Annotated in this window: 17 protein-coding genes; 5 read left to right on the plus strand and 12 right to left on the minus strand. The window is 66.9% G+C overall.

The window, feature by feature from the left end; genetic code table 11:
- Positions 1-2 precede the first annotated feature (2 nt).
- The 12 genes from ftsL to dapF form a co-directional block, all read right to left on the minus strand.
- A complete protein-coding gene (gene ftsL, locus K5880_RS06330; protein WP_297649930.1) occupies positions 3-308 on the minus strand; it encodes a cell division protein FtsL in 306 nt (101 codons plus the stop codon).
- Complete coding sequence (gene rsmH, locus K5880_RS06335) at positions 305-1,231, minus strand: 16S rRNA (cytosine(1402)-N(4))-methyltransferase RsmH (RefSeq protein ID WP_297650304.1); 927 nt, start codon at positions 1,229-1,231, stop codon at positions 305-307. Before rsmH ends, ftsL begins: the two co-directional genes overlap by 4 nt.
- Positions 1,232-1,236: 5 nt before the next feature.
- Positions 1,237-1,653, minus strand: coding sequence for a division/cell wall cluster transcriptional repressor MraZ (gene mraZ, locus K5880_RS06340; protein WP_297650306.1), 417 nt, complete (start codon positions 1,651-1,653; stop codon positions 1,237-1,239).
- Positions 1,654-1,976: 323 nt separating this feature from the next.
- Positions 1,977-3,314 carry an ATP-dependent protease ATPase subunit HslU gene (hslU, locus tag K5880_RS06345; protein ID WP_297649932.1) on the minus strand — a complete coding sequence of 446 codons (1,338 nt, stop codon included), beginning with the start codon at positions 3,312-3,314 and terminating at the stop codon, positions 1,977-1,979.
- Between the two features lie 71 nt (positions 3,315-3,385).
- Positions 3,386-3,934 carry an ATP-dependent protease subunit HslV gene (hslV, locus tag K5880_RS06350; protein WP_297649933.1) on the minus strand — a complete coding sequence of 183 codons (549 nt, stop codon included), beginning with the start codon at positions 3,932-3,934 and terminating at the stop codon, positions 3,386-3,388.
- 68 nt (positions 3,935-4,002) lie between these two features.
- Positions 4,003-5,898 (minus strand): STAS domain-containing protein, encoded by a 1,896-nt coding sequence (locus K5880_RS06355; protein WP_297649934.1) that lies wholly within the window; start codon positions 5,896-5,898, stop codon positions 4,003-4,005.
- A gap of 45 nt (positions 5,899-5,943) precedes the next feature.
- Positions 5,944-6,915, minus strand: a complete 972-nt coding sequence (gene dksA / locus K5880_RS06360) for an RNA polymerase-binding protein DksA (protein ID WP_297649935.1) — start codon at positions 6,913-6,915, stop codon at positions 5,944-5,946.
- A gap of 429 nt (positions 6,916-7,344) precedes the next feature.
- Positions 7,345-8,409, minus strand: a complete 1,065-nt coding sequence (locus tag K5880_RS06365; protein WP_297649936.1) for a GTP-binding protein — start codon at positions 8,407-8,409, stop codon at positions 7,345-7,347.
- A 145-nt stretch (positions 8,410-8,554) separates the two neighbouring features.
- A complete protein-coding gene (locus K5880_RS06370; protein WP_297650308.1) occupies positions 8,555-8,962 on the minus strand; it encodes a DsrE family protein in 408 nt (135 codons plus the stop codon).
- 122 nt (positions 8,963-9,084) lie between these two features.
- Entirely contained in the window at positions 9,085-10,080 is a 996-nt protein-coding gene (locus K5880_RS06375; protein WP_297649937.1) for a tyrosine recombinase XerC, read from the minus strand.
- A gap of 102 nt (positions 10,081-10,182) precedes the next feature.
- Positions 10,183-10,863, minus strand: a complete 681-nt coding sequence (locus K5880_RS06380) for a DUF484 family protein (protein ID WP_297649938.1) — start codon at positions 10,861-10,863, stop codon at positions 10,183-10,185.
- Between the two features lie 18 nt (positions 10,864-10,881).
- Positions 10,882-11,757 (minus strand): diaminopimelate epimerase, encoded by an 876-nt coding sequence (gene dapF, locus K5880_RS06385; RefSeq protein ID WP_297649939.1) that lies wholly within the window; start codon positions 11,755-11,757, stop codon positions 10,882-10,884.
- A gap of 186 nt (positions 11,758-11,943) precedes the next feature.
- Between dapF and K5880_RS06390 the strand changes: the two genes are divergently transcribed.
- From K5880_RS06390 to K5880_RS06410, 5 genes are read left to right on the plus strand one after another with little or no spacing between them, the layout of a single operon-like run.
- Positions 11,944-12,969 carry an ABC transporter ATP-binding protein gene (locus tag K5880_RS06390; RefSeq protein WP_297649941.1) on the plus strand — a complete coding sequence of 342 codons (1,026 nt, stop codon included), beginning with the start codon at positions 11,944-11,946 and terminating at the stop codon, positions 12,967-12,969.
- Positions 12,970-13,025: 56 nt separating this feature from the next.
- On the plus strand, positions 13,026-14,318 hold the full coding sequence (locus tag K5880_RS06395; protein ID WP_297649943.1) for a PotD/PotF family extracellular solute-binding protein: 1,293 nt from the start codon (positions 13,026-13,028) through the stop codon (positions 14,316-14,318).
- 2 nt (positions 14,319-14,320) lie between these two features.
- Positions 14,321-15,220 carry an ABC transporter permease gene (locus K5880_RS06400; RefSeq protein WP_297649945.1) on the plus strand — a complete coding sequence of 300 codons (900 nt, stop codon included), beginning with the start codon at positions 14,321-14,323 and terminating at the stop codon, positions 15,218-15,220.
- 2 nt (positions 15,221-15,222) lie between these two features.
- Positions 15,223-16,122, plus strand: coding sequence for an ABC transporter permease (locus K5880_RS06405; protein ID WP_297649947.1), 900 nt, complete (start codon positions 15,223-15,225; stop codon positions 16,120-16,122).
- Positions 16,119-16,862: a GntR family transcriptional regulator gene (locus K5880_RS06410; RefSeq protein WP_297649949.1), complete on the plus strand. Its 744-nt coding sequence runs from the start codon at positions 16,119-16,121 to the stop codon at positions 16,860-16,862. The genes K5880_RS06405 and K5880_RS06410 overlap by 4 nt, the downstream gene beginning before the upstream one ends.
- Positions 16,863-16,872 lie beyond the last annotated feature (10 nt).

Consider the following 16,872-nt stretch of genomic DNA (forward strand, 5'->3'; position numbering starts at 1 on the left):
GCTCAGCGCTCCTGCGGGGCCGGTGAGACGGCCGCCGGCTGCGGCTCGTACACGGTGACGTACTGCGTGATGCCCGGCGTCACCGGCCGCATCTGCAGCTGGCGCGTGGCGAGCTGCTGCACGCGAGCCGGCGTGGCCTGCGCGCGTTTCAACACCTGCAACTGCTCGTGTTCGACCTCGAGCTTGCGCGACTGCGCCTGCGAGCGATCCAGCGCGGCGTAGAGCCGGCGCGACTCGTACTGCGTGTGCACAAGGTAGAAAGCGCTCGCCACCACAGCGAGCAAGAGGACAAGGTTCAAGCGGATCATGCCGGGGCCTCCGTGCGCTCGGCCACGCGCATGACGGCACTGCGCGAGCGCGGGTTGCCCCTGACTTCCTCGTCCGAAGGCATCACGCGGCGCACGCCGCGCAAGGCCATGGGCGCGGGCTCGGCGAACGGCACACGGCGGTCCACCACTGCGCGCGAGTGGCGCGCCATGAACTGCTTGACCATGCGGTCTTCCAGCGAATGGAAGCTGATCACCACCAGTTGTCCTTCCGGGCGCAACACCTGCAGGCTGGCCTCTAGCGCTTGTTGCAGCTCTTCAAGCTCGGCGTTGATGAAAATCCGAAAAGCCTGAAATGTGCGCGTTGCAGGGTCCTTGCCCGGCTCGCGGGTTTTGACCGCGCCAGCCACGACTTCGGCCAGTTCGCCGGTGGTTCGAAAAGGGCCCCGTTCCTGTCGGCGACGATCAATCGCCTTTGCAATCGATTGAGCAAACCGTTCTTCGCCATAGTCACGGATGACCTCCGACAGGGTTGAGACATCGGCCGTTTCCAGCCACTGCGCCACACTCTGGCCGCGCGTGGTGTCCATGCGCATGTCCAGTGGGCCGTCGTGGCGAAAAGAAAAACCCCGTTCGGGGTCGTCGATCTGAGGAGAGCTGACGCCCAGGTCCATGAGCAACCCGTCCGCGCTCGCCACCCCCAGCTCGCCCAGATGGCTGAATCCCTCGTGCCGGATGGTCAGCCGGCCATCCGCGGCCGCGAGCTGCTGCGCCGCCTGCACGGCCAGGGGATCTTTGTCGAAGACGGTCAGCCGCCCCTTGCGGGACAACTGCTCGAGGATCAGGCGCGAATGACCGCCGCGCCCGAAGGTGGCGTCGACATAGTGCCCGTCCGGGTTGATGGCCAGGGCCTGCACAGCCTCGTTCAACAGGACGGTTTGGTGGGTCCATGCGCCTTGCACCATCACCCTTAGAAGGAAAAGTCCTTGAAGACATCGGGCATCTCGGCCTTCATGGCTTCGGCTTCCTGCGCCGCGTAGACCTGTGCGTCCCACAGCTCGAAGTGGGCCCCCATGCCGAGCAGGACCACGTCCTTGCTGATGCCCGCACCTGCGCGCAACTCGGGCGAGACCAGCACGCGTCCCGTGCCGTCCATCTCCACGTCCATCGCGTTGCCCAGAAAGATGCGCTTCCACCACTGGGCCTGCATCGGCAGCGCCGCAATGCGATCGCGGAACTGCTCCCACGCGCCGCGAGGGAATACCATCAGACAGCCGTGGGGGTGTTTGGTGATCGTGAGTGCCGCACCCAGGGCGTCACGGTGCCGGGTCGGCATGGAGAGCCGACCCTTGGCATCGAGACTGAGAGAAGAAGCACCCTGAAACACTGCGCTCAATCCTTGAAAGACACTTTTCACCACTTAATTGCACTTTTTTCCACTGTATCAGGAAATGCAGTGCACGCAACCGCGTGGCAACAGATTTTTGCAATGAAATCAACCACTTAGGACACATTTAGAAGCAAACGCGTGTTCAAAAACGCAGCAAAAGCAAGCACTTACAACATGCACTGCATGTGATGCTTGAAAACCCTGCTGCAGCCAGGGCTGTATGAACGATCAGTTCGCAGAGGATGGGCGGCACGGCACCAGCGGCAGGCGTGGGCGGGCCGCAGAACCACCGGCCGGGCGCCGGCGGCCTTGCGCGGGCATCAGAGGATGTAGCGCGAGAGGTCTTCGTTCTGGCTGAGTTCGGCCAGTCGGCCGTCCACATGGGCGGCATCGATGGTGATGGTCTGGCCCTGCAGGCGGGCCGCGTCGAAGCTCACTTCGTCGAGCAGGTGCTCCATCACCGTGGCCAGGCGGCGCGCGCCGATGTTCTCGGTGCGCTCGTTCACGTCGCAGGCGATCTGCGCCAGCCGGCGGATGCCGTCCGGTGCGAACACCAGCGTCACGCCCTCGGTGGACAGCAGCGCCTGGTACTGGCGCACCAGCGAGGCGTGGGTCTGCGTCAGGATGGCCTCGAAATCGTCGACCGAGAGCGACCGCAATTCGACGCGGATGGGGAACCGCCCCTGCAGTTCGGGGATCAGGTCGCTCGGCTTGGCCAGGTGGAACGCGCCGCTGGCGATGAAGAGGATGTGATCGGTCTTGACCACGCCGTATTTGGTGGACACCGTCGTGCCCTCCACCAGTGGCAGCAAGTCACGCTGCACGCCCTGGCGCGACACCTCGGCGCTGCCCGCGTCGCTGCGCGAGGTGACCTTGTCGATTTCGTCGATGAACACGATGCCGTTCTGCTCGGCGTTGTGCAGCGCGCGCGTCCTGATGTCTTCCTCGTTGACCAGCTTGCCGGCTTCCTCGTCGATCAGCAGCTTCATGGCCTCGCCGATCTTGAGCTTGCGCGTCTGGCGCTTGCCCGCGCCGATCTGGCTGAACATGCCGCGCAGTTGCTCGGCCATCTCTTCCATGCCCGCGGGGCCCATGATCTCCATCGCCGGACGCGCTTCTGCCAGATCGATCTCGATCTCACGGTCGTCGAGTTGCCCCTCGCGCAGCTTCTTGCGAAAGTTCTGGCGCGCCGTGCCTTCCGGCGTGGCCACGACCGTGGCCGGCGGCTCCCCCGCCATGCGGGGCGGCGGAATGAGGATGTCCAGTATGCGGTCCTCCGCGGCGTCTTCGGCGCGCACGCGCTGCTTGCGCATCTCCACCTCGCGCGTCTGCTTGATCGCGACCTCCGCGAGGTCGCGGATGATGCTGTCCACGTCCTTGCCCACGTAACCCACTTCGGTGAATTTCGTGGCCTCGACCTTGATGAAGGGCGCATCGGCCAGCCGTGCCAGACGCCGCGCGATCTCGGTCTTGCCCACACCCGTGGGGCCGATCATGAGGATGTTCTTGGGCGTGATCTCGGGCCGCAGCTTTTCATCGACCTGCTGGCGACGCCAGCGGTTGCGCAGCGCGATGGCCACGGCTCGCTTGGCGCCGTTCTGGCCGATGATGAAACGGTCCAGTTCGGAAACGATTTCCTGGGGGGTCATGGAAGACATGGTCGTCTGGCGTTGAGCGTTCGGTGTGGGGCGTCGTGCGAAAGGGGGCGTTCATGCTGAACGCCGGACACTCAACCCAGAACCTCGATGGTGTGGTTCATGTTGGTGTAGATGCAGAGCTCGCCCGCGATCGCGAGCGACTGGCGCACGATCTGCTCCGCGCCGAGATCGGTGTGATCGAGCAGGGCCTTGGCGGCCGCCTGCGCATAGGCCCCTCCCGAGCCGATGGCGACGATGCCGTGCTCGGGTTCGAGCACGTCGCCGTTGCCGGTGATGATGAGCGAGGCGCTCTGGTCGGCCACGGCCAGCATGGCCTCCAGGCGGCGCAGCACGCGGTCGGTGCGCCAGTCGCGCGTGAGTTCGATGGCCGCTCGCACCAGATGACCCTGGTGCTTCTCCAGCTTGGCTTCGAAGCGCTCGAACAGCGTGAAGGCGTCGGCGGTGGCGCCGGCAAAGCCGGCGAGCACCTTGTCGTGGTGGAGCTTGCGCACCTTGCGCGCCGTGCCCTTGACGATGATGTGACCCAGGGTGACCTGCCCGTCGCCGCCGATGGCGACCTGCATACCCTGTGGCGTCTGCCGGCGCACGCAGACGATGGTGGTTCCGTGAAAAGATTCCATGAGGGTGGACTTGGGGCCGGAAAGGCCGATTGCAACCGCACCGGGTGCGCCGTCGCCGCAAGAAGACCTCAGTCGACGCGCACCACGACCTTGGCGTACTCGGTGATGCCGATGACGTTGAAGAAGGCCGAAACCAGCCGGTGGGCGTCCACGAACTGCACCGTGCGCCCTTCGGCGTGGTGGCCCGACACCCAGTTGAGCAGGGTACCGGCAGCGGAGAAATCGACCCGGATCAGGTTGCGGCACGAAATGATGAGCACGTCGGCGCCCTTGAGGCGGCGCTCCAGGGCCTCGAGCGTGGCCTGCGGGTCGCCCCGGATCTCGCCAGAGAGTTCCACCAGACCAAGCTGGTTGAATTCACTCGGTTCGCTGTCCAGTTGGGACTCGCCGCCCGGGTACACGGAAGGCACTTGCTCCAGCACCGACTCCCCCAGCACCGACTGCCCTGCCTCACCGGGCTTGTCGCTCGACTGCGAGGCATAGTGGCCACGAGGCTTCTCCCATCCGGGCGGAGACACTTCGTAGGTCACACAGAAATCCAGCGCGGTGAGTTCGAACTCGTCGGGCCGGTTCATCACCCGCAACACAGCCATGCGCAATTCCCACCAAAGCTGCTCGACGTCGCGCCGGCCCGAAGGCGTCTGGCGCTTGAGCAATTCCCGAAACGCGCTGGCACCCAGAAAGCGCAGCTCGCTCTCCTGGTCACCCCAGAGAGTGAAGATGCCCAGCAGCGCTCGCGCGGCCTTGAGGTCCATGCTCTCCAGCGGCGTCCAGTCCAGTACCCAGGGCTGCGGTGCACGCAGAAGCACGTTCTGCAACGTACCCACGGCGTGCGCGTCCAGCTCGGGCTCGCTCACCCAGACCGCGCGGCTGGGACCGGTGGACGGGGTGAAGACCTTGCCCGTCATGTTGGAAACAATCTCCGGCATGTCGTACCACTGGGGTGCGGAACGGCTGAAGCGGTTGACGAAATCCACCGCGCGGCTCTCGAAGGGGGCAAGCTGCCCGGTGGCGCGGTACAGGTCGAACAGGGCGAGCCAGTCCTCCTGCTGATCGGCTTTGGAGCCTCCCTCGCCCAGCACCTCCAGCAAGCCCTGCTCGGCGCCAGCGTCGTCGCCATTGGCAAAACGGATCGCCGCTTCCTCGACCTCCGGGTCCTGGGCGATTTCCTGCACGTCGAGCGCGAAGAAGTGCGAGGCCGAGAAGGCAGGGCCGCCCGTGCCGCGCGATTCGCTGGATGAGGTGGGCGCCATCAGGCCAGTGCGGGCCACCGACGGCGCCGCCACCACGGCCGCAGGCGCCTGAGGCGGTGCAACTTCGCTCTCGCGCGAGGGGCTCCAGGTCTTGCGCAAGGTGGCCGGCGCGGAGCTCGCGGCGGGAATGTTCAACGCAGGTTCGTTCAGCGAAGGTGCTGCCCGGGGCGTGGCCGTCGCCGGGTTGGGCAAGGGGCTCGGCTCGGTTTCGTCGTACTGCGCCTTGCGTTGCCGCACGGCGGCGTCGGGCACGGCGGGCGTCAACGGCGCCTGCCTGGACTTGAGTGGCGCGCCGCCCACCGTTTGCGCCGCGGTATTGAGGCCCGAGCCCGTGCTGACAAGAGAATCCGGCCCCTTGGTCTTCCACCACTGCATGGACATCTGGGCTTCGATCTCGTCGATCTTCTTCAGCGTCTCGGCGCGGTCGTCCGGCTTGGACGGCAGGCTGCTCTGGAAGAACGAAGGGCGCATGCCCGGCCCCTCGGCAACGCTGCCCTCGCGGCTGCGGATCTTGCGCAGCATGTCGAATTCACGCTTGCGCACGAAGTCGTTGCGCCGCTTGCGCTCGATCATTTCCTTGAGTGCGGCCTTGCTGTACTCGCTCTCGCGGTCGGCCGATCGCGTGTCCAGGTCCGACCAGCTGGTGGTCGGATGGCGCACGAATTTCACCACCTTGGACAGAAAACCGCCGCTGGAATCGTCCTTGGACATGGGGAATCGGTACCGGAATGGAAGCGTGGGTGGAAAGGCGGGAAATCAGTCCCCGAACATCTTCTGCTTGAGTTCCCGGCGCTGCTGGGCCTCCAGAGAGAGGCTGGCCGTGGGGCGTGCCATCAGACGACCCACGCCAATAGGTTCACCGGTTTCCTCGCAGTAGCCGTAGTCACCGGCATCGATGCGGGCGATCGCCTGTTCGATCTTCTTGAGCAGCTTGCGTTCCCGATCGCGGGTGCGCAGTTCGAGCGCGTGCTCTTCCTCGATGGTGGCACGGTCTGCCGGATCGGGCACGACCACGGTGTCTTCACGCAGGTGCTCGGTGGTCTCGCCGGCATTGGCCAACATGTCGGACTTGAGCTGGGTGAGCTTGCGGCGGAAATACGCCAGCTGCAGGTCGCTCATGTACTCGCTGTCGGGCATGGCCTGCACGTCCTGGTCGGTGAGCTGATCGACCGGCAGGGTCTTCCAGTTGTTGGCGCGCTTGGGATCCTTCTGGATCGAGGAGGGCACGGGAGGGGTCATGACGGCACGTTCATTCATATGGGAAAAGGTCGCTTTGGCAGCGTCCGGAGCATGGGTTGGAACCACCTCGGCCTGGGTCATCTGCTCCATCATGACCTTTTTGGCCGCACGCTTGCCCAGCGGGCGTGGCGTAGGCTCAATCACCACGGGCACCGGCGTGGCCGCGCGCTGGGTGGCGCTGGAAGTTTTAGAAGCAGGGGCGGCGACGGGCGCAGCCTTGGAAACCGAAGAGGTCACGGGGGAGGCAGCCGCTTTGGCAGCGGGCTGGTTCTTGGTGTTGGGGGCGGTCCTGGCTGCCGATTTGACAGCGGGTTTGCCGGTTTTGGTTGTTGCTGCGGTCTTGACCGGAGCCTTTTTGGCCGGCACGCGGGCGGCCGTCTTGCTGGCAGCGGCCTTGGCGACCACCGCCTTCCTGGCCACCGGCCTGGCGGGCGCCTTGGCCTTCGGTGCTGGCTTGGCCGTGGCCTGGGTTCTGGCGGGCGATTTCACTGGTGCACTGGGGGCCTTTTTTGCCGCAGGCTTGGCCTTGGCGGCAGTTTTGGCGGCCGGTTTTGCCGCCGCAGCCTTCTTTGCCACCGGCGCGCGTGCCTTGGCCCCCGCCGCTGCGGATTTGCCTGTTTTCGCTGTCCTGGTAGCCGGGGCTTTCACAACGGGTCTCCTCTCAGTGACTGACGCAGCGGGATCCGGGTCGGCTTTGGGCTGCGGGCTCCGCCCGGGAAGGGTTGCCCCTGGATCGGCGGATGCAACGTTATACCCTCATTGCCGGACGGCATTCGGCGCCGATCGACCAGTGCCCGTGGCAGCGACCGGCCGGCCAACTTGGGCCGCGATTGTAACGACCCACCCCGACGGCGCCCGCATTCCGGCTGCGCGCCGACGCCCGGTCGTTGGAGAAGCGAGACAAACAACACGGCAGGGTCAGACCAGACTCTGGTCCAGACCTTGCACCAGGATGTCCCTGGGCAGGTCGATGCCGATGAACACCATCTTGCTGACGCGGGGCTCGCCCTCGCCCCAGGCCGGTCCGAGGTCGCTGCCCATGAGCTGGTGCACGCCCTGGAAGATCACCTTGCGCTCGGTGCCCTGCATGTGCAGGACACCCTTGTAGCGCAGCATGCGCGGGCCATAGACCTGCACGATCGCGCCGAGGAAGTCCTCCAGCTTCTCGGGACTGAAGGGCCGATCGGCGCGGTAGACGAAGCTCTTCACGTCGTCGTCGTGATGGTGGTGGTGGCCGTGCCCACCATGGTCGTGGCTGTGCGACGGGTGATCGCAGTGTTCGCCGTGCTCATGGTCGTGATGGTCATGGTCGTGGTCGTGGTCGTCGACCTTGAGGAAGTCGGGGTCGATGTCGAGCTTGGCATTGAGGTTGAAGCCACGCAGGTCGAACACCTCCTTGAGCGCCACCTCGCCAAAATGCACCGGGCGCATCGGTGCGCGCGGGTTCATGTGCTTGAGGCGGTGCGTGAGCGCGCCCAGGTCCTCCTCGCTCACCAGATCCGACTTGCTGATGAATATCTGGTCGGCAAAGCCCACCTGGCGGCGCGCCTCCTGGCGCTCGTTGAGCTGTTCGGCCGCGTGCTTGGCATCGACCAGGGTGAGGATGGAATCCAGCAGGTACTGTTCGGCGATCTCGTCGTCCATGAAGAAGGTCTGCGCCACCGGGCCCGGGTCGGCCAGGCCGGTGGTCTCGATCACCACGCGATCGAAGTCGAGTTCGCCCTTGCGCTTCTTCTGCGCCAGGTCCTGCAGCGTGGCGCGCAGGTCGTCGCGGATGGTGCAGCAGATGCAGCCGTTGCTCATCTGGATGATGTTTTCCTGCGTGTCGGCGACCAGGATCTCGTTGTCGATGTTTTCCTCACCGAACTCGTTCTCCACCACGGCGATCTTCTGGCCGTGCGCTTCGCTGAGCACGCGCTTGAGCAGCGTGGTTTTCCCGGAGCCCAGGAAGCCGGTGAGGATGGTGGCGGGAATGAGTGACATGGCAGGCGCGAGCAGGGAATGAGGGGACGGAAAGGGCAACCGCGGAGTGTATGCCACTCGCGTGAATTTCGCCCTGTTCCGGGACATGCAAAAAAGAAGGCCGGGCAAGGCCCGGCCAGTGCGTGCACCACGCGGACGCCGGGCTTCAGGGACGCAGGTACACGTAGGCTTCGCGCGCCTGCAGCCGGGCGACCTCGGCCACCCCGGAGGGCACCACCGAGGCCTCGAGCACCACCTTGGATGGGTCGATGTTGCGCGCCACCAGGGTGTTGTTGCACACGCGGAACTCCACGCCCTTGGCGGCCAGGTCACCGATCGAGCCGGAGAACGGCTGCTTCGAGGTCGTCACGGCCCCATCGAGCAGGAAATCGATGCCTGCACCGTGGGTCACGACCACGATCTTCGCGGTCGGATCGGCCGCGAGGTGGTTGCGGATGTTGCCGATGGCGCGCGTGGCCTGGGCGATACCGTCGCTGAGGTGATAGACCACCTTGATCGCCGGCTGGGACTGCGCATGCGCCTGCAGGGCACTGGCCAGCACGGTGCAGGCCAGCAGGGACTTGAGGAGGGTGAAGAACTTGAACACGGCGGTCTCCGGGAACGGGTGTCGTCTGGACGGGAAAGGGTGGCAAGCGGCCATCCTACAGGCAGGGCCTGCCGATGCGGCCACTGGGGTCAAGGCTTGGCAGCGGTGTTCGGCGCAAGGGGCTCTGGTTGCGGCTCGGGCGACTGTCCGGCACGCGCCTGGGCACGCGGGTGCGCCGCGTCGTACACCTGCGCCAGGTGCTGGAAATCAAGCCGGGTGTAGACCTGCGTCGTGCTGATGCTGGCGTGGCCCAGCAGTTCCTGCACCGCGCGCAGGTCGCCGCTGGACTGCAGCACGTGGCTGGCGAACGAATGCCGCAGCATGTGGGGGTGCACCGGCGTGGCCAGACCGGCCAGCCCGGACCGCCGCTTGAGCCGCACGCGGATGTGCTGCGGCGTGAGGCGCTGGCCACGCGAGCCGATGAACAGGGCCGGGTCGTCACCGGCCCAGGCGGCACGCTGCGCCAGCCACAAGGCCAGGGCGGCCAGCGCCTGGCGGCCCACCGGCACGCTGCGGCGCTTGGAGCCCTTGCCCAGCACGTGCGCGGTGCCGTCCTGCGCATCGATCCACCCGCGCGCGCTGCCGCTGGCGGCCACGTCCAACCCCACCAGTTCGCCGATGCGCAGACCGCAGCCGTACAGCAGCTCGGTGATGCAGGCGTCGCGCGCCTCCAGCGCGGGGTCGTCGGCGCTGTCGTGGTGGGAAACCAGCTGCACCGCGTCGTCCACCCCCAGCGCCTTGGGCAGGGGTTTGCCCGCCCGGGGCGCACGCACGTCCTGCACCGGGTTGTGGTCGATCAGGCCCTGGCGACCCAGCCACACATAAAAGCCCCGCCAGCCCGAGAGGATGAGCGCGATTCCGCGCGCGCTGCGCCCCGCGCCGTGCATTTGCGCCACCCAGCGCCGCAGGTGCGCGTTCTGTACCGCCGTCAGCGCCACGCCGGCTTCGCGCGCCTGCGCGGTCAACTTCTCCAGGTCGAGGGTGTAGAGCGCCACGGTGCGCCCGGCCAGCCGCTTCTCCACCCGCACATGATTCAGGTAGGCCTGCACCAGCAGGCCATCAGCGTCGCTGGCGGGGGCACTCACCGGGCTTCCTTCACCCTGCGGGCTGCGGTGCGAGCTTGCCTGGGAACGGCCCAGCGCGGCGCGGCGCTCATGCGTGCGATCCCGACGTGACCGGCCCGAGGGTCATGGTCTCAGGCGGGAGAGCGCGGCGCTGGTGAGCTCGCCGATGCTCTCCAGGAAATCGGTGCCCATGTCGGACGCGAAGCGCTGGGTGTCCGACGAGGCCAGAACCAGCAGGCCGAAGGCCTGCGGCGCCATGCCCGCGCGCAGCGGGATCAGCGCCAGCGAGGCGGCGGACGAAGGATCGTCCAGCCACTGCGCGGCCTCCAGCCCGGGGTTGGCGCCGCAGTAGGGCCGTGTGAGCGAGGAGGCAAAGGCCTGCACGTCCTCGCTGGCACCCTGGGTGAAGGCCTCGGTGGCGAATTCGGGCGCCACGTCCCACACCCGGATCGCCACCTGGGGCACGAGGAACTGCTCGGCGATCGCGCGCACCGCCACCGTGGGCAGCTCGCGCGCCTCGCGCGTGAGCAGCAGCTCACGGGTCCAGCGCTGCAGCTTGTCGGCGATGGCGGTGTTCTCGTGGCCGTGGCGGATCATCTCCGCACCCTTGAGCTCCAGGCCACGGATCTTCTCGCGCAGCATTTCCGCCTGGCGCTCCTGCAGGCTCACCGCGCGCTGGCCATGCGGACTCGTGAGCTGCACCGCGGCCAGCAGGCTGGCGTGGCGTTCGAAGAAATCGGGCGTGTTCGCCAGGTAGTTGGCGATGTCGTCTTCGGTGATGGGGGGTATGTTGTTGGCGTTCATGTCTGGAATGTAGGGCCATCAGGCGAGATCGGGAACCTCGATCTCGCCATCGAAAACCGTGGTGGCCGGACCGGTCATGAAGACCGGGCGGTCGTGCAGCGGGCTGTCCTGCCACTCGATGGTGAGCACGCCGCCGTGGGTGTGCACGTCCACGCGCGCGTCCAGCAGGCCCAGGCGGATGCCCGCGACGACCGCCGCGCAGGCGCCGGTGCCGCAGGCCAGGGTCTCGCCCGCGCCACGCTCGTACACGCGCAGGCGCACCTCGCCGCGGTTCACGACCTGCATGAAACCGGCGTTCACGCGCCGGGGAAAGCGTTCATGCGATTCGATCCAGGGGCCCCAGGACGGCACGGGCGCGGCCTGCACGTCGTCCACCAGCAGCACCGCATGCGGGTTGCCCATGGACAGCACCGCCACCGGTACATCGCCCGCGTAAGGCAGGGCCAGCGGCCAGCGTTCAAAACGCCCCATGGGCCCGGGCACCAGGCCGTCGGCCTTGAACGGCACGCGCGCAAGCTCGAACACGGGCGCACCCATGTCCACGGTGACACGGCCATCGGGGTGCATGCGCAACTCCAGATCGCCGTTGGTCACCCTCACCCGCAGCGGATTGCGCGTGCTCAGGCCCTTGTCGTGCACGTAGCGCACGAAGCAGCGCGCGCCATTGCCACAGTGCTCGACCTGCCCGCCGTCTGCGTTGTGGATCACGTACTCGAAGTCCAGCCCCGGCGCGGGCGACGACCGCACGCTCAGGATCTGGTCGGCGCCAATGCCGAAATGGCGATCGGCCAGAAAGCGGTACTGGGCCGCGCTCAGGCCCAGACGCTCCTGCGTCTCGTCGAGCACGATGAAGTCGTTGCCCGCGCCCTGCATCTTGGTGAAGCGGATGTGCATGGGGCGGATTATCCGTCCATGCCACCCCGTGCACCGGACTGGCGCGCCGCACCGCGGTGGCGGCGGCGTCGCGCCGGCCCGACCGCCTGCGCACAATCGCGGTGCGGTTTTGTACGCAATCCTGCGGTTTTCGGGTGCGGAACGTGCGAATCCGGCCTGGCATGGCTTATGCAAACGGATGCCGGCATGAACGACCCAGCCCCGTCGCCCGCCGGCATCGAACTCATCGCGCTGACCAAACAGTACGCCGCCGGCAGCGTGGCGGTGGACAGCATCAACCTGCGTATCGCCAGCGGCAGCTACTGCTGCCTGCTCGGGCCCTCGGGCTGCGGCAAGAGCACGACGCTGCGCATGATCGCGGGCCACGAGAGCACCACCAGCGGCGACATCCTGCTGGAGAACCGCAACATCACCCACCTGCCGGCCGCCGGCCGCGGCACGGCCATGATGTTCCAGAGCTTCGCGCTCTTCCCCCACCTCTCGGCGCTGGACAACGTGGCCTTCAGCCTGAAGATGAAGGGCGTGGACAAGACCACGCGCCACCGGCAGGCGCAGGACCTGCTGGAACGCGTGGCCATGGGGCACCTCAGCGCTCGCAAGCCGGGCGAGCTCTCGGGCGGACAGCAGCAGCGCGTGGCGCTGGCGCGCGCGCTCATCACGCAGCCGCGCGTGCTGCTGCTGGACGAACCGCTGTCCGCGCTCGACCCCTTCCTGCGCGTGCAGATGCGCGCCGAGCTGCGCCGCTGGCAGAAGGAACTGGGCCTGACCTTCATCCACGTCACGCACTCGCAGGAGGAAGCGATGGCGCTGGCCGACACCATGGTGGTGATGAACCACGGCCGCATCGAGCAGGTGGGTTCGCCGCACGAGGTCTACAACCGCCCGGCCAGCGAGTTCGTCGCGCGCTTCATGGGCGGGCACAACGTGCTCGAGACCACGCAGGGCAAGGTGGCCGTGCGCAACGACCACATCCACCTCGCGCCGCTGACCGACGGCGACAGTGGCTGGCCCGCCACGGTGCACGACGTCGAGTACCAGGGCAGCTACGTGCTGCTGGGCCTGCACCTGGCCGAAGGTCACGAGGGCGAGACCGTCTCGGTGATGCTGCCCGAGGCCCGCTTCGCCCAGCGCCCCTATGCGCCGGGCGACCAGGTCAGCCTGACCTGGTCGGCCTGGCAGGCCCACACCTTTCCACCCACCCTGGCCGCCTGAGGCGCGCCCGGGTTTTCTTCGCCCCTTCCCACCACCCGAACCGCAGGAGATTCGCCATGTCCCACCCCGAACACGAGCCCCACACCCCCGCAACGAACGGCCTGAGCCGGCGCAGCCTGCTGCAGGGCACAGCCGGCATGGCCGGCATCCTGGCCAGCGGCCTGGCACCTGCCGTGCACGCGCAGGACAAGATCGTGCTGCGCTACTTGGGCACCGCCGTGAACCAGGACAAGGCCATCGCCGAGAAGTTCAAGGCCGACACCGGCATCGAGATCCAGTACGTGGCCGTGACCACCGACGACGTGACCAAACGCGCCGTGACCGCGCCCAACAGCTTCGACCTGATCGACACCGAGTACTTCTCGCTCAAGAAGATCGTGCCCACCGGCAACCTCAAGGGCATCGACACGAAGAAGATCAGGAACGCCGACAAGATCACGCCGCTGTTCACCACCGGCACCGTGGCGGGCAAGGCCGTGGGCGACCAGGGCACCGCGCCCAAGAAGGTGATCTACCTCGAAGGCGAGAAGAGCAAGAAGTTCGCGACGGCGCCCACGCAGTTCATGTCGCTGATTCCCACTGTCTACAACGCCGACACGCTGGGCATCCGGCCGGACCTGATCAAGCGCCCGATCGAGAGCTGGGCCGAGCTGCTCAACCCCGAGTTCAAGGGCAAGGCCGCGATCCTGAACATCCCGTCCATCGGCATCATGGACGCCGCGATGGTGGTGGAGGCCAAGGGCATCCACAAGTACAAGGACAAGGGCAACATGAGCAAGGCCGAGATCGACCTGACGATCAAGACCTTGATCGAAGCCAAGAAGGCCGGCCAGTTCCGCGCGCTGTGGAAGGACTTCAACGAGTCGGTGAACCTGATGGCCTCGGGCGAGGTCGTGATCCAGTCGATGTGGAGCCCGGCCGTGACCGCCGTGCGCACCAAGGGCATTGCCTGCAACTTCCAGCCGCTGAAAGAGGGGTACCGCGCCTGGGCCGCCGGTTTCGGCCTGCCCACCACGCTCAGCGGCCGCAAGCTCGACGGCGCCTACGAGTTCATCAACTGGTTCCTCGACGGCTGGGCCGGCGCCTACCTGAACCGCCAGGGCTACTACAGTGCCGTGCTCGACACCGCCAAGGCGAAGATGGAAGCCTATGAATGGGCCTACTGGATGGAGGGCAAGCCCGCGTCGCAGGACATCAAGAGCCCCAACGGCGACGTGCTGGCCAAGGCCGGCAGCGTGCGCGACGGCGGCAGCTACGAAGCGCGCATGGGCGGCATCGCCTGCTGGAATGCGGTCATGGACGAGAACGAGTACATGGTCCGCAAGTGGAACGAGTTCGTGGCCGCCTGATCATGAACGCCACCACCACGAACCCCTTCAAGACCGTGCAGGCCTGGTGGCAGGCCGCGCCGTTCACGCTGGTGTTCGTGGTGTTCTTCGTAATCCCGCTGGCGCTCACGCTGATGGTGAGCTTCTGGGACTTCAACGAGTACGAGCTCATCCCCGCGTTCACGCTGCGCAACTACGCGGCCATCTTCGAGGGCTGCTCCACCCTCACCGACCACGGTGACTTCTGCGTCTCGCTCTCCACCTTCCTCTCCACGCTCAAGTTCTGCCTGCTGGTCTGGGGCATCACGCTGGTGGTGGGTTTCGCGGTGGCCTACTTCCTCGCCTTTCACGTGCGTTCGCCCGGCATGCAGACGCTGCTGTTCGTGCTGTGCACCGTGCCGTTCTGGACGTCCAACGTCATCCGCATGATTTCCTGGGTGCCACTGCTGGGCCGCAACGGCCTGGTGAACCAGACGCTCACCGGGCTGGGCGTGGTCGACGAACCGGTGGAATGGCTGCTGTTCTCCGACTTCTCGGTGGTGCTGGCCTTCGTGCACCTCTACACCATGTTCATGATCGTGCCCATCTTCAACAGCATGATGCGCATCGACCGCAGCCTGCTCGAAGCGGCCAGCGACAGCGGCGCGAGCACATGGCAGACGCTGTGGAACGTGATCGTTCCGCTGTGCAAGACCGGCATCATCATCGGCTCCATCTTCGTCATCACCATCGTCATGGGCGACTTCGTCACCATCGGCGTGATGGGCGGGCAGCAGATCGCCTCGGTGGGCAAGATCATCCAGGTGCAGACCAGCTACCTGCAGTTCCCGCTGGCCGCGGCCAACGCGGTGATCCTGCTGGCCATCGTGCTCATGATCATCTGGGGCCTCACACGCCTGGTCGACATCCGCAAGGAACTCTGAACATGGCCGCGCCCCGCATCGTCGAACCCCGCGCGCCCGGCTTCTGGCCGCTGGCCCTCGTCTTCACGCTGTTCGTGCTGTTCATGTACGGGCCGATGTTCGTCATCTTCATCCTCAGCTTCCAGGGGCCCGAAGGCGGCCTGACGTTTCCGCTGCGGGGCGTGTCGCTGCACTGGTTCCACAAGCTGGCCGAAGGCCTGGGCACGGTGGACATCGGCGCGGCCTTCCTGCGCTCGCTCATGCTCGGCGGCGTGGTGATGCTGTTCACCGTGGTGCTCTCGGTGCTCGCGGGCCTGGCGTTCCGCAAGCCGCTGCGCGGCGGCAATGCCCTCTTCTACATGACGGTGGCCAGCCTGATCATGCCGTCCATCATCGTGTCGCTGGGCATCGGCCTGCAGTTCCGCCTGCTCGATGGTGGCATCAAGTGGCTGCTGGAAGCGGTGGGCGCCACGGGCACGCTGGAGAACTACGGCACCGCGCTCGGCCTCATGACCTCGGCGCTCGGCGCGCACCTCACCTGGACCCTGCCCTTCGGGCTGCTGATCATGTTCGCGGTGTTCAACCGCTTCAACCCGGCCTACGAGGAAGCCGCGCGCGACCTCGGCGCCACGCCCTGGCAGGGCTTTCGCCACGTGGTGTTGCCGCTCATCGGCCCGTCGGTGGTCGGCATCGGCATGTTCGGCTTCACGCTGAGCTGGGACGAGATCGCGCGCACCTCGCAGGCCATCGGCGACGTGAACACGCTGCCGCTGGAGCTGCAGGGACTCACCTCCACCGTCACCACGCCAGCCATCTACGCGCTGGGCACCGTGACCACCGTGGTCTCGCTGCTGGTGATGGGCGTGGCCGTGTCGCTCGCGCTGTGGCTGGGCAGGCGCCAGAAGAGGGGCAGGCCCGCATGACATCCCGGCTGCGCAAGCGCGCCGCACCCGCCGCCGACAACGCCGCGCCCACCGGCATCGACAGCGCCATCTACGAGCGCGTGGTCTCGGCCATCCTCGACCACCGCCTGCCCCCGGGCACCAAGCTGGTGGAAGACCGGCTGGCCAGCGCCTTCGGTGTCTCGCGCACCCTCATTCGCCCCGTGCTGGTGCGTCTGGCCAACGAACAGGTGGTGACGCTCACGCCGAACCGCGGTGCCACCATCGCGCAACCGAGCGAGCAGGAGGCGCGCGAGGTGTTCGAGGTGCGGCGCCTGATCGAGTCGCGACTGGTGGAGCGCTTCGTGGGCCGCGCCACGCGCGAGGACATCCAGTTGCTGACCCAGTGCATCCGCGACGAGGAGGCCGCGCGCGAGGCCGGCGACATGCGCCGCGCGATCCGCCTCTCGGGCGACTTCCACCTGCACATCGCCGAGCGCGCCGGCCAGCAGACCATGGGCCGCATCCTGCGTGAAATGGTCTCGCGCACCTCGCTCATCCTCATGGCCTACAGCAGCAGCCACGCTCTGGCGCGGCGCGACGCCACGGCCTGCGGCTGCGAGGAACACCGCGCGCTGCTCGCCGCCATCAAGCTGCGCGATGCGCGCGAGGCCGCGCGCCTGATGCGCGAGCATCTGGACCGGCTTGAAGCCCAGCTCGACTTTGCCCCCCCCACCGGGCAGACCCCCGACCTCGAGCGCCTGTTCACCCCGCTGGTCTGAGCCGGCCACC

This window comes from Hydrogenophaga sp., from assembly GCF_025699295.1.
Taxonomy (GTDB): domain Bacteria; phylum Pseudomonadota; class Gammaproteobacteria; order Burkholderiales; family Burkholderiaceae_C; genus Hydrogenophaga.

What these genes read in the sequence shown, in the direction of transcription:
- K5880_RS06380 (WP_297649938.1), bottom strand. Translation starts at nt 10,863, where the DNA reads ATGAACGCCAACAACATACCCCCCATCACCGAAGACGACATCGCCAAC.
- hslU (WP_297649932.1), bottom strand. Translation starts at nt 3,314, where the DNA reads ATGTCTTCCATGACCCCCCAGGAAATCGTTTCCGAACTGGACCGTTTC.
- K5880_RS06355 (WP_297649934.1), bottom strand. Translation starts at nt 5,898, where the DNA reads ATGTCCAAGGACGATTCCAGCGGCGGTTTTCTGTCCAAGGTGGTGAAA.
- K5880_RS06400 (WP_297649945.1), top strand. Translation starts at nt 14,321, where the DNA reads ATGAACGCCACCACCACGAACCCCTTCAAGACCGTGCAGGCCTGGTGG.
- hslV (WP_297649933.1), bottom strand. Translation starts at nt 3,934, where the DNA reads ATGGAATCTTTTCACGGAACCACCATCGTCTGCGTGCGCCGGCAGACG.
- K5880_RS06395 (WP_297649943.1), top strand. Translation starts at nt 13,026, where the DNA reads ATGTCCCACCCCGAACACGAGCCCCACACCCCCGCAACGAACGGCCTG.
- K5880_RS06365 (WP_297649936.1), bottom strand. Translation starts at nt 8,409, where the DNA reads ATGTCACTCATTCCCGCCACCATCCTCACCGGCTTCCTGGGCTCCGGG.
- rsmH (WP_297650304.1), bottom strand. Translation starts at nt 1,231, where the DNA reads ATGGTGCAAGGCGCATGGACCCACCAAACCGTCCTGTTGAACGAGGCT.
- K5880_RS06410 (WP_297649949.1), top strand. Translation starts at nt 16,119, where the DNA reads ATGACATCCCGGCTGCGCAAGCGCGCCGCACCCGCCGCCGACAACGCC.
- K5880_RS06405 (WP_297649947.1), top strand. Translation starts at nt 15,223, where the DNA reads ATGGCCGCGCCCCGCATCGTCGAACCCCGCGCGCCCGGCTTCTGGCCG.
- K5880_RS06390 (WP_297649941.1), top strand. Translation starts at nt 11,944, where the DNA reads ATGAACGACCCAGCCCCGTCGCCCGCCGGCATCGAACTCATCGCGCTG.
- dapF (WP_297649939.1), bottom strand. Translation starts at nt 11,757, where the DNA reads ATGCACATCCGCTTCACCAAGATGCAGGGCGCGGGCAACGACTTCATC.
- ftsL (WP_297649930.1), bottom strand. Translation starts at nt 308, where the DNA reads ATGATCCGCTTGAACCTTGTCCTCTTGCTCGCTGTGGTGGCGAGCGCT.